At 39.0% G+C, this 12774-nt stretch carries 12 protein-coding genes and 1 rRNA gene; 11 read left to right on the top strand and 2 right to left on the bottom strand.

Annotated features, from left to right (window positions below):
• A 5S ribosomal RNA gene (rrf, locus tag ACQKOG_RS17920) occupies window positions 1–94 on the top strand; the annotation flags it as partial.
• A gap of 188 nt (window positions 95–282) precedes the next feature.
• Here rrf and ACQKOG_RS17925 read toward each other — a convergent pair.
• Window positions 283–954 (bottom strand): LytTR family DNA-binding domain-containing protein, encoded by a 672-nt coding sequence (locus ACQKOG_RS17925; protein ID WP_402874472.1) that lies wholly within the window; start codon window positions 952–954, stop codon window positions 283–285.
• A 214-nt stretch (window positions 955–1168) separates the two neighbouring features.
• On the opposite strand from ACQKOG_RS17925, the gene aceA reads away from it, so the two are divergent.
• From aceA to ACQKOG_RS17960, 7 genes are all read left to right on the top strand, one after another.
• Window positions 1169–2452, top strand: a complete 1284-nt coding sequence (gene aceA, locus ACQKOG_RS17930; RefSeq protein ID WP_402874475.1) for an isocitrate lyase — start codon at window positions 1169–1171, stop codon at window positions 2450–2452.
• 107 nt (window positions 2453–2559) lie between these two features.
• Entirely contained in the window at window positions 2560–4158 is a 1599-nt protein-coding gene (aceB, locus tag ACQKOG_RS17935) for a malate synthase A (protein ID WP_402874478.1), read from the top strand.
• Window positions 4159–4630: 472 nt separating this feature from the next.
• Entirely contained in the window at window positions 4631–5026 is a 396-nt protein-coding gene (locus ACQKOG_RS17940; RefSeq protein ID WP_370079533.1) for a GntR family transcriptional regulator, read from the top strand.
• Window positions 5027–5029: 3 nt separating this feature from the next.
• On the top strand, window positions 5030–6127 hold the full coding sequence (locus ACQKOG_RS17945; protein WP_427447732.1) for a DUF1648 domain-containing protein: 1098 nt from the start codon (window positions 5030–5032) through the stop codon (window positions 6125–6127).
• A gap of 135 nt (window positions 6128–6262) precedes the next feature.
• A complete protein-coding gene (locus ACQKOG_RS17950; RefSeq protein WP_427447734.1) occupies window positions 6263–6934 on the top strand; it encodes a response regulator transcription factor in 672 nt (223 codons plus the stop codon).
• Entirely contained in the window at window positions 6934–8304 is a 1371-nt protein-coding gene (locus ACQKOG_RS17955) for an ATP-binding protein (RefSeq protein WP_427447824.1), read from the top strand. The genes ACQKOG_RS17950 and ACQKOG_RS17955 overlap by 1 nt, the downstream gene beginning before the upstream one ends.
• 76 nt (window positions 8305–8380) lie before the next feature.
• On the top strand, window positions 8381–8785 hold the full coding sequence (locus tag ACQKOG_RS17960; RefSeq protein ID WP_427447736.1) for a hypothetical protein: 405 nt from the start codon (window positions 8381–8383) through the stop codon (window positions 8783–8785).
• Window positions 8786–9048: 263 nt separating this feature from the next.
• Here ACQKOG_RS17960 and ACQKOG_RS17965 read toward each other — a convergent pair whose 3' ends face one another.
• Window positions 9049–10986 carry a tetratricopeptide repeat protein gene (locus ACQKOG_RS17965; protein ID WP_402874487.1) on the bottom strand — a complete coding sequence of 646 codons (1938 nt, stop codon included), beginning with the start codon at window positions 10984–10986 and terminating at the stop codon, window positions 9049–9051.
• 572 nt (window positions 10987–11558) lie between these two features.
• Between ACQKOG_RS17965 and ACQKOG_RS17970 the strand changes: the two genes are divergently transcribed.
• The 3 genes from ACQKOG_RS17970 (at window position 11559) to ACQKOG_RS17980 (ending at window position 12599) form a co-directional block, all read left to right on the top strand.
• The gene (locus tag ACQKOG_RS17970) at window positions 11559–11969 is read left to right on the top strand and encodes a glycosyltransferase (protein WP_427447739.1); all 411 of its coding nucleotides are present in this window, start codon (window positions 11559–11561) and stop codon (window positions 11967–11969) included.
• Window positions 11970–12015: 46 nt separating this feature from the next.
• Window positions 12016–12270 (top strand): hypothetical protein, encoded by a 255-nt coding sequence (locus ACQKOG_RS17975; protein WP_427447741.1) that lies wholly within the window; start codon window positions 12016–12018, stop codon window positions 12268–12270.
• 68 nt (window positions 12271–12338) lie between these two features.
• Entirely contained in the window at window positions 12339–12599 is a 261-nt protein-coding gene (locus tag ACQKOG_RS17980) for a metal-sensitive transcriptional regulator (protein ID WP_004233098.1), read from the top strand.
• Window positions 12600–12774 lie beyond the last annotated feature (175 nt).

Below are 12774 nucleotides of genomic sequence, written 5' to 3' on the forward strand. Positions count from 1 at the left end.
TCACACCCGTTCCCATACCGAACACGGAAGTTAAGCTCTTTAGCGCCGATGGTAGTTGGGGGCTTCCCCCTGTGAGAGTAGGACGTCGCTAGGCAATCTAAAGTCTGAGAATTTATTCTCAGACTTTTTTATTTTTTAGGCTGTCTTATACAACAAATGTATAAGACAGCCTTTTATTTTCAATCAACAAATGTTTTCTGTGCGAAAGCGAAGCGACAGCAACAAATGTTTTCTGTGCGAAAGCGAAGCGACAGCCACAACAACAATTACGCAAGGCAAAATCTAAAATTCAAGGGCGATTCGAAGATTATTTAAATAAGATTGGCTAACGGGTAATTCACTGCCATCCTTTAAAGTGACAATAAAATTAGAAGTAAGATCACGAGCCATTTTTTTTATGAAATGAATATTAACAATATAAGACCTGTGAATGCGAATAAAAGATGACGGTAGACGCATTTGAAGTTCTTTAAGAGTAATACTTGTTTTAAATTGTTCCCCCTCCACATAAAACCACGTTTTTTTCTGCAGGCTTTCAATATGAGAGATTTTTTCAATTGCAACAGGATTCCATTCCTCTTCTTGCTTTCCAGTTAAAAATTGAAAGGGCTCCAATTTCTTTTCGGTAAAGGTTGAAGGTAATACTACAACAAGTGCTGCAGGCACATCTAATATGTTTATAGGATAACCTATCCCATAATACGGTGTTTCGAATAAGGAATTCTCTAAAACGGCATCTGTTCGTTTCCCCGTACGTAGTACTTGCTCGGCAATGCTACCAGACTGAACTTGTTGACCAATTTCTAAGTTAATGTTTTGATGTCCAGAATGAAAATAGATATAGGAGTTTTCAGCAGCAATTGCAATGGATGAATTGGCTGGAACCCAGTCTTTTAACATTGAAATAAACTGTTGTGAAATATCTTTTGGCAAAGAATTAAGCTCATTGTTCATTGTGAATATCCCCCTTGTTTGTAAACAGTTTACCAAATTTCGTCGCCAAAAAAAGCGGTTTCATCATTAAAATTTGGTATTTTATCTAAAAATAATGAAAATTCAGATGTACTGTTATATATTAATTTATAACAAATAAACCTGTTATGGAACAGCGGATTAAAAGTTTTTTAACAGAGTATATTGTATACAAAGGGGAAGGTGGAATTTCAATATGTCAACACGTCAAGAAAAAATCCAAGCATTAGAAAAACAATGGGCAGAGAACCCTCGTTGGGCTGGTATTGAACGCGCATATTCAGCTGAAGAGGTTATTAAGCTACAGGGCTCTGTTGTACTTGAACAAACTTTAGCAACTAAAGGTGCGGCTCGACTTTGGAACTCTTTACACGAAGAACCATTCATTAATGCATTAGGTGCATTGACTGGTAATCAAGCTGTACAGCAAGTAAAAGCAGGATTAAAAGCAATCTACTTATCGGGCTGGCAAGTAGCTGCTGATGCTAACCTTTCTGGTCAAATGTACCCTGACCAATCCTTATATCCAGCAAACTCTGTTCCTGCAGTAGTTAAGCGTATTAACCAAGCTTTACAACGTGCAGACCAAATCGATCATGCTGAAGGACGTGTAGATCAATTTGATTGGTTCGCTCCAATCGTAGCAGATGCTGAGGCTGGTTTCGGGGGTCCTCTAAACGTATTTGAGCTTGTAAAAGGAATGATTGAAGCTGGAGCTGCTGGTGTTCACTTAGAAGACCAATTAGCTTCTGAGAAAAAGTGCGGTCACTTAGGTGGGAAAGTGTTACTTCCAACACAAAATGCTGTTCGTAACTTAATTGCTGCTCGTCTTGCAACAGATGTAATGGGTGTTGATACAATTTTAATCGCTCGTACAGATGCTGATGCTGCTGATATGGTAACATCTGATATCGATCCACGTGATGCTGAGTTTATTACTGGTGAACGTACTCCAGAAGGCTTCTTCCGTACAAAACCAGGCATCAAACAAGCGATTGCTCGTGGTTTAGCTTACGCGCCATATGCAGATTTGATTTGGTGTGAAACTTCTAAACCATCACTTGAGGAAGCTCGTGAATTTGCGGCAGCTATTCATGCTAAATTCCCAGGTAAATTGCTAGCATACAACTGCTCACCTTCTTTCAACTGGAAAGCAAATCTATCAGAAGAAGAAATCGCAGAATACCAACGCGAGCTAGGTAAATTGGGATATAAATTCCAATTCGTAACATTAGCTGGTTTCCACGCATTAAACCATTCTATGTTTGAGCTTGCGCATGATTATAAAGATAATGGTATGGCCGCATACTCTAAGCTACAACAAGCAGAGTTTGCATCAGAATCAAAAGGCTACACAGCTACACGTCACCAACGTGAAGTAGGTACTGGTTACTTTGATGATGTATCTCAAGCTATCTCTGGTGGTACTTCTTCTACAACAGCAATGGCTGGTTCTACAGAAACAGAACAATTCGTTTAAGTTTCATAAAGTACGCGTATTCCTAAATTCATAATCATAGATTAGTCTCCTCCGCTCCTCCTAAAGCGGGGGGACTACTTAAATTCGCAAAGATGGGGGAATAACTGATGGAACAAGCAACAACAGGTAAGCTTAAAATTGTTGGGGAACAAAACGAGCAAACAAAAGAAATTTTAACACCAGAAGCCCTTGAGTTTGTTCTTGCCCTGCACGAGAAATTTGATGCTCGTCGAAAAGAGCTGTTAGAGGCCCGTCAAGAACGCCAAAAGCTTCTTGATGCAGGTGAGAAACTCGACTTCTTACCAGACACGAAGCATATCCGTGAGGGAGATTGGACAATTGCACCACTTCCAGCAGATTTGCAAGACCGTCGTGTAGAAATTACAGGACCTGTTGACCGTAAAATGGTTATTAATGCATTAAACTCTGGTGCAAGAATGTTTATGGCTTGCTTTGAGGATGCATCTGCTCCGACATGGGAAAACATGATTGGCGGTCAAATTAATATGCGTGATGCTATTAATAAGACAATTGAATTTACACAAGCATCAAATGGTAAAACGTATAAATTAAACGAAAACACAGCTGTGTTATTAGTTCGTCCACGTGGTCTTCATTTACTTGAAAAGCATGTACTAGTGGATGGCGAACCGATCTCTGGTAGTTTCTTTGATTTCGGTCTGTATTTATTCCACAATGCTAAAAATGCTTTGGCACAAGGTACAGGACCTTATTTCTACTTACCGAAGCTTGAAAGCCATTTGGAGGCACGCTTATGGAATGATGTCTTTGTGTTTGCACAAGATTATATCGGAATTCCACAAGGGACAATTAAGGCTACTGTATTAATCGAAACAATTTTAGCAGCATTTGAAATGGATGAAATTTTATATGAATTACGTGAACATTCAGCTGGTCTGAATTGTGGACGCTGGGATTACATTTTCAGCTATATCAAACGTCTGCGCAATCAACCTGATGTAATTTTACCGGACCGTGGGCAAGTGACAATGACTGTACCATTCATGAAGGCATATACGTCTTTATGTATTCAAACATGTCATAAACGAAATGCTCCTGCGATGGGCGGTATGGCGGCACAAATCCCTGTTAAAGGGGATGACGACGCGAATGCTGTAGCTTTTGCAAAGGTTGCAGAAGATAAACGTCGCGAGGCAACAGATGGCCACGATGGTACTTGGGTAGCGCACCCGGGTATGGTTGCAACGGCTATGGAACAGTTTGATGCGATTATGACGACACCAAACCAAATCCATAAAAAGCGTGAGGATGTAAATGTTACAGCAGAAGATCTAGTAGCTGTTCCAAAAGGTACAATTACACTTGAAGGTCTTCGTATTAACTGTAGTGTAGGCGTGCAGTACATTGCTTCTTGGCTACGAGGCAACGGAGCTGCACCTATTAACAACTTAATGGAGGATGCTGCAACTGCAGAAATCTCTCGTACACAAGTATGGCAATGGATTCGCCATCCAAAAGGTGTCTTGGATGATGGCCGTGGTATTACATTGGCATTTGTACTAGTAACCTTGGAGGAAGAGCTTGTGAAAATTAAAGAGGCTGTTGGGGAACAAGCCTATAACAGTGGCCGCTATGAAGAAGCTGCTGAGCTGTTTAAATCTTTAATTGAACAAGACGAATTTGCGGAATTCTTGACGCTTCCAGGTTACGAGAAATTAGCTTAATCACGTAATTACGCCTCGGCATAATTGATTTGAGATACGAGTCTACTAAACGAACATATCCAAACTTTCCTAAATTGTTGTGGACTAAACTCGAATGGAGTCCACCTTATTCCACTAATATAACGGGCGGGGTCTGTTCCCCCGTTCCTTACTGAAAAATGAACACGGTTACAAAAAGGGGTCTATTAATAAAAAGAGATTTAAATGGGGTGAAGGATGTCTTACGAGCTTAGATGGGGAGCTTGTAAGGCATTTTTTTATCTTCTAAAAAATGTTCCTGGGCCGACACCGGTAGTTGATGAAATTTATATTGCATAAGCAATAGTTACGAAATAGCTATAGTTGAAAGGGGATGTCTCAAATTAATGATGAGACATCTCCTTTTTTCGATTGTTCAATTGGTCTCCTTCATTATGCATAAAGAATGATTATTTGTTATATTAGCTATATAACAATTATGGAGATGATAGTAATGTTTATTCAAATAGAGCCACAATCTGATGTACCAATCTATGAACAGGTAACACGGCAAATTATTGAAGGTATTGCAAGAGGAGAAATGAAGCCAGGAGATACTCTACCATCTGTACGTAGTTTAGCGGCTGATTTGGGCGTAAATATGCATACGGTTAATAAAAGCTATCATGAGCTAGAGGAAAAGGGGATCATTACTATTAGAGCTAAATCAGGTGCTATTATTCGTTCAACAGAAGAACGAGCGTTAACTCCTGAACAATTACAACAAATTGAAAAAAACTTAAAGCCTGTTGTGGTAGAAGGAATGGTGCTCGGGGCAACAGCTGAACAAATCGAGCACATGATGAAAAAGGTATTTTCTGATTTGCAAATACCTGCAGAAGGGGTGTAGTACATGCTACTTAGCGTTTTTTCAACCGTCTACATCATAACATTAGTTCTACAAGTATTTGTTCCATATATAGTACGTGAGACAATCATTTTTGGCGTTACTGTACCTGAACAAAATGTAAAACATCCCGCATTACGTAATATGAAAAAGCATTATGCTCAATTCGTTGGAATATCTGGTGTCATGTTATTAATGATGATGATTGTTAGCTATTATTACTTTGCTCAATCTGAGTTCATGCAAAGTATTTTACTGCTAGGGTGCTTATTTGCAATGCTTGCAATCAGTATGACATTTTATTGGATAAACCATCAAAAAGTTTTAAAGCTTAAAAAGGAAGAGCAATGGGGCTTAAATATAAAACAAGTTCGTGCAGTTGACTTAACGGCACGTAGTCGTGATGAAATGCTTCCGTGGCCATTTTATGTAATCCCTTTTGGTGTTACGGTGTTTCTAATTATCTTTACATTCCGCCATTATGACCAAATACCAGATCACATTGCTGTACATTGGGGACCTAGCGGTGAAGCGGATTCTTGGAGAAGCAAAACATATTTTACTGCGGTTTCACTACCGCTTGTTATGCTGATGATACAATGTATGATGTGGGGAACTGTAGATTCTATAAAGCGTTCAGCAATCAAGTTAGCTGTTAATCGTAAGGAAGAATCATTGGAAGATCAGTTAAAAAGCCGAAAGTTTATGAGTTGGAGCATTATGTTATTAAGCTATGCCTTTACAGTATTATTTACAGTATTACAGCTAAGCAACATCTATCCTTCAGTGACTACAGGAAGAAGTCTACTACCGGTATTTATTATGTTCTTATTGCTTGTTCTTGGCTCAGCCCTTGTTTACGCATGGAAAAAACGCCGGCTGAGGGTGAACTATGGAGACAATGTCGTTTCGGAAGTAATGGATGTTGATGAGGATCGCTATTGGAAGGGCGGATTAATTTATGTGAATCGTCAAGATCCTTCCGTTTTTGTAGAGAAACGCTTTGGGGTCGGTTGGACGATGAATTTTGCAAATCCACGTGGTTATATCGTAATTGGTTTGCCGTTACTTATACTGCTGTTGATTTCTTTCTTTTCGTTATAATATAAATGAAAGTTGTTATAGAAAAAATTCGCTACACTTCGGCATGGACAGCAAGGAACCTAAAGCTTGCAGATCGTCCGCGGAATGGAGCGGATTCTTTGTTACAGGAAACAAGTTGGATGGAGGTTGACCTGAATGAAAATTCTCGTTGTAGATGATGATGTACATATTTTACAGCTAGTGAATATTTATCTGACAAGAGAGGGCTATCAGGTGATACAGGCGGAAAACGGACAACAGGCTCTTAAACTACTTGAAGGAAGCTTGCCTGATTTGGCTGTTGTAGATGTTATGATGCCGGGAATGGATGGTTTTACATTAACCGAGACATTGAGCCAGGAGTACGATATCCCCGTATTGTTATTAACAGCAAAAGACGAGCTAGAGGACAAGGAACGAGGGTTTTTGGCAGGCTCAGACGACTATGTTGTAAAGCCTTTTGAACCTAAAGAATTGCTGTTTCGCATAGCCGCGATATTGCGTAGACTCGATAAGAAAAATCAGGTAACCATCCAGGTGGGTAGACTCGTTATTGATCGTCGAAGTTTTGAGGTTGTCATCGGGGAAGATACACTTGTTCTACCTTTAAAGGAATTTGAACTTTTAGCATTACTAGCATCTCGTCCGAATCAGGTATTTACACGTAGCTTTATTATGGAGCAGGTGTGGGGCTATGATTACGATGGAGATGAGCAGACTTTAAATACGCATGTGAAGCGGATTCGTGAGCGTCTTTATCGTTATAAATCAGGTGTTGAGATTACAACAGTGCGTGGTGTTGGATATAAGGTTGAGGTTATTGCATGATAAAAACGTTATATAGTAGATTTGTTGTCACGACGATGCTCGTTATGATCGGCAGCTTATGTATCGGCTTTTTAGCGACAAATACGTATTATCATCAAGTTGTGAAGGAAAAAAACGATGCTAAAAATGTGAAAATTGCGCAGGATATTGCGAAATATATTGAGTCTTCAAAGCCTAACGATTTAGATAATTATTTAACGACTCTTGGTAAAATAGGTTATCAAATTTATGTAACAACTGATGGCGAAGGGCATTTCTTCGGCGGTGAGTATCGTGATAAAACATTACCATCTAATACAGTCAAGCGTGTTTTAAACGGGGAAATTTATCATGGTATGCGTGACTTTCCAAAAGAGACTTTTGTGACAGGCTTTTTTGCGAATGAGTTAATTAATACGATAGGTGTGCCATTTACTTATGAAAATAAGCAGTATGCACTGTTCATTAGACCTGACATACGCTTGTTGTTCTCTGAAGTGCATACGATACTTGGTGGACTTATGCTTACGATGACAGTACTTAGTCTATTGGCAATGCTACTTTTTGCTAAGGCTCTAATCCGCCCAATTACACAACTAACAGAGGCAACATATCAGCTTGCACATGAAAAATTCGATACGCTACTGGAGATAGATCGAGCAGATGAGATTGGACAATTAGCAGTTAGCTTTAATGTTATGACCGAAAAATTACAGGAAAATGATCGAATACGTAAAGAGTTTATAAGTAATGTATCCCATGATTTTCAGTCGCCATTGTTGAATATTCAAGGCTATGTAGATTTACTAAAGAATCCTTTGCTGACCGACAAGGAAAGGCAAGAATATACAACGATTATTGAGTTAGAAACGAAGCGTATGTCGACATTAACGAAGCAATTACTTTTACTAACATCACTCGATCAATCTACAAGGTTGTTAAAGCGTGAACCTTATCGTTTAGATGAGCAATTAAAGGAAACCGTAAGAAAATATCGCTGGCAGCTTGAAGACGCTAATGTACAATTATCGTATCAGCTTGAACCAGTAACATATGATGGCGATGCAGGGCTATTACAAAATGTGTGGGATAATTTATTGACGAATGCCATTAAATACAATGTCGAAGGTGGAGAAATTCATATTCACTTACAAGAATCCTCAACCTCAGTTGAAGTGCTTATTGAGGATAGCGGCATAGGAATGACTGCCGAGCAACTACAAAAGGTATTTGATCGCTTTTATCGAGTAGATGCGTCCAGAACAAAGCAAGGTACTGGTCTTGGACTAGCCATCGTGAAGCAAATTGCAGAGCTACATGGAGGAACGGTTCATATAGACAGTTTTATAAATTCCGGCACAAAGGTACGTGTTCACTTACCAAAATTGTAATGAGGAGTTCATGTAAAGTTCATGTTCACGAGATAAACTGCTGACTAAGTTGAAAAAGCTTAGGAGGGGTTATCGTATGGAACAAAAATGGAGTATGCGCCTTATTCGTCTTGCTGCGATTTTTGCCTTATTGGGAACGTATCTAGGCTCACATATGTCTGGTTCAGGTAGTTATGAATATAGACCGATACATGCACATATTTTGCTCGTAGGTTGGTTAAGTATGTTTGCATGGGGGATTTTCTATCGTGCCTTTAAAGTGAAATCAAAAAAATTAGTAACAGCTCATGGTTGGACTGCAATTCTCGGTGTTTTTGGCTTAACACTAGGAATGTGGTTCTACAATTTGAATCCATTTAATTTTAGCAGAACGTTTACAATGATTTTCTTTATAGTAGGTGGAACAACACTATTAATTAGCTTTGCTTTATTCATCGTTGTAACATTTATGGTAAATCAAAAAGAAGAAATGAAAAACTAATCAACATACCGTGTCACTGTCTTTAATAAGAGGTGACACGGTATTTTTTATGAAGAACAGCTTTATTCGGTTTATTACTAAAAGTTAGGGATGGCATTTTTTGAAACATATGCCATATATATATAAGTTGATTGGAGTGGAGACTGGGCGACTCCTTGGGGATCAGCGTCACAGATGAGACCCTGGAGCGAGCAACGCGAGTGAATCGGCTCATCTGACGCCTCGAAGAAAGCGCCTAACCCCACGTTATGCTTATAATCCCTTTATTTTAAATTTTCAAGAGACTTCTTAAGCCATTTTGTTGCCTCGGTATAATCCTGTGCAACACCATGCCCTTTTTTATAAAGCATACCAAGCTGGAATTGTGCCTTTTGATGCCCTTGATTGGCAGCCAGTCGATACAGTTGGGCTGCTTTCGCAAAATCCTTCGGTACCCCTTGTCCATGACTGTGCATTTGAGCTAATTGATACTGTGCTTTGGCGTGACCCTTAGTGGCAGCTTGTTCAATCCATTTTGCAGCCTCAGTATAATCCTGTTCGACACCTTTGCCCTTATCAAATAAATTACCAAGTTGATATTGAGCACCTGAATGTCCTTGGATGGCTGCTAGTCGATAGCAGCGTCGTGCCTCTTCTAAGTCCTGTTCGATCCCCAATCCATGCTCATATAATAACCCCAATTGATATTCAGACTGAATATGGGACTGATCAGTAGCGGCCCTCCACCATTTTACTGCTTCATCATAATTCAATTCAGCTTCATATAATAATCCGAGCTCGTACTGAGCATCAGCATAACCCTTTTCAGCAGCCACTTTGAAGTAAGAGAGAGCCTTCTCTGGTTGCTGGAGGTGGTATACATAAATACGTCCAAGCTCAAAGCCAGCACTTATATGTCCGTTGTTAGCGGCTAACTGCAACCATTTTTCAGCTAAAGTTATATCGTTTTCTTTAACATAGAGCACACCGAGACAGTATTGGGCATTCAAGTGTCCTTTATGTGCTGCGAGCTTAAACCATTTTATAGCCTCTAGATGATCTTGAGGAATACCTTGTCCAGTGTTATATAGCATAGCCAATTGAAATTCTGCATTTGTATGGTCTTGAAGTGCAGCTAAATGGAACCATTGCGCAGCTTCTTCAAAATTTTGCGAGATGCCTCGACCTTTAAGGTACATATAACCAAGATTATACTGAGCACTTGCATCACCAGCCAATGCAGCCATTTCAAAATAGGTTATAGCTTCCTCATAGCTTTGCTCGACACCAGTTCCATTGTGATAAAGGAACCCAAGATTATTTTGAGCGCTTGTATTCCCTTGATTGGCTGCTAGCATGTACCATTTTGCTGCCTCGGCAAAGTTTAGTGGCATACCGAGTCCTTGATTGTATAGGACCCCTAGATTGTACTGTGCATCTGCGTTTTCTAAATCTGCAGCAGCTTTATAATAATGAGCGGCTTCCTCATAATTTTGTACAACACCGTGACCTAAATGATAGAGCACGCCTAAGCTATAAAGCGCGTTTGCATCCTTTTGCGCAGCAGCGCGTTCATACCACATTTTTGCAACTGCATAATCCTTCTTAACGCCACGCCCTTGATTATAAAGAGCGCCTAAATTATATTGAGCACTTGCATTCCCTTGTTTTGCGGCAAGCTCAAACCAGTCTGCGGCGGTTTTATAGGCCTCGGATGATTGGTCATCTTGAAGTAGCGTATTAATATCAAAAGCTGAAGTTATATCTTCAAAGCTGGAGCCTTGGCGCATTAACTTTGCCTTTAAGGTACGGTCATAGCGATCGATAAACCATTCTACAATATCACTTATATAATCAAGAACAATTTTTGCTGCCTTAGCCTCCACAACTTCACTTCTATTACTAGAAGTCATTTTGCTTACAAGATTCATTAATAAATAAATGCGACGTGGATGGATTTTTGCAACAAAGCTACGATTATTGAGTAATGATCGAATATTTTTTAGCTTCGGTTCGGTATGCATTTCCAGCTTATAAAGTTCATATAGAATTTCCTCTAGTACAAGGAGTGATTTTTGAAGAGATATAGCTGGCTTTGCAATGGCGAGCGAGCTAGCATCCTGTAAATTATTAGCCAATTTAACCAAGTATAAAGCTTTTAATTTTGTACATTGATCTTGGAGAATTTCATATTGTATGACGATAGAACTCACCACTTTCATAACATTATTCTTTTTCTGCTCATCACGAAATCTGGATGTTTAATTTGTTAAAACGTATACCGTGTATATTAGTTGATTGAAGTGGAGACTGGGCGACTCCTTTGGGATTAGCGATAGGGGAACGAAGGCTAAAACCATCACATCCTGTGATAACGCCTTCGTGAGCAACATCGGTGCTGTTGCTGTCACTACGTTGCACTACGCTTTCGCACAGACAAAAACACTTTGCTGACGCTACGTTAGCACTACGCTTTCGCGCAAAAAACATCTGTTGGCCTAAGCGGCTCATCGGACGCCCCCAGGAAGCTTTGCTCTGTGCGAAAGCAAAGCGACAGCAACAACAAATGTTTTCTGTAGCGAAAGCAACGCGTCAGCTACAAAGCGCCCAGTCGGAACGGAAATCAACCATACGCTACGAAGATATCCTCTTTTTTCATATATCGGGAAAATACCGTTATTGTTGAATTGTCCTCGATACATGATACTATTTGTTATAAGGAGATTCGTTGAAATTCAGTAACGATTACTAGCGAGTGCATATGTCAAAGTTTCATGTTATCCGGGGGATAGAAATGATGAAAAATATTGCAGTAATTATACCAGCCTATAATCCACAACAGTCACTTATAACCTATGTCCATCAATTATTAGCCACCACCATTAGCCAAGTTATTATTGTCAATGATGGCAGCGATCAAAAATATGCAGATGTATTTGAAGCGTTACAAAAGATTGACTGCTGTCGAGTACTAGAACATGGCAATAATATTGGTAAGGGAGGCGCACTGAAAACAGCCTTTATCTATGTAATGGAGCAAAGGGGGATGTTTCAAGGTGTTATTACAGTAGGTGCTCATGGCCAACATACGTTACAAGATGTAAAGCTAGTTTTAACAATGACAAAGGTATTTTCTGAAGGAATTGTGTTAGGAGTACGTAACTTCCATTCTTCGGACAGCACGTTTCCTATCATATTGGGGTAATCGAACAACAAGTTTGTTTTTTGAAATCCTTTATCATAGAAAATTAATGGATACACAAACAGGTTTACGGTTTATTTCTATAAAGGAGCTACCATGGCTAATAAAAGTAAAAGGTGAACGATATGACTACGACACAAATATGTTAGTTGCTGCACTTAAAAGAAAATGTCCAATTTTTGAAGTAGAGATAGGTCAGCTACGAATAAAGAAAAATACAGTTATACAGTATGATGAAATAACAAATGCAGGATCAATTATTTCTAAAATGCTTATGAATTATTTAAAACCAAGGAAAAAATAGTTACAGCTAGGATAAAGAATAATAATTACTCAAGAACGTAGCGAGTATAGAAAGAAGGAGCTATGATGATGGAATATTCAGATCAAGTGAAAAATCGTGTGAAACGGATGGAAGGTCAGCTACGTGGAATTTTAAAAATGATGGAAGAAGAAAAGGACTGTAAGGCAGTCATTACTCAATTATCGGCAGTACGCTCAGCAGTAGATCGTACAGTTGGTGTTATTGTTAGTACGAATCTTTTAGAATGTGTACAAAATGCTGAAGGTGATGGCGAGAAAATGAATGAAGCTATTCAAGAAGCAGTCAATTTAGTAGTGAAAAGTCGTTAAATAAAGAGAAGCCTACCCTATAAAAAAGATCATTAATATATAGAAAACTCACTTAAAAACAAGTGAGTTTTTATTTTTTTACAAAAATATAGTTTAATTCGATACTTATATTTTATTTTAGGGAATTTATACCTATGATTCGTGTGTTATGTATACAGTTGAAAGTCACGGATAG

Source organism: Lysinibacillus sp. NPDC093216 (assembly GCF_050280325.1).
GTDB lineage: Bacteria > Bacillota > Bacilli > Bacillales_A > Planococcaceae > Lysinibacillus.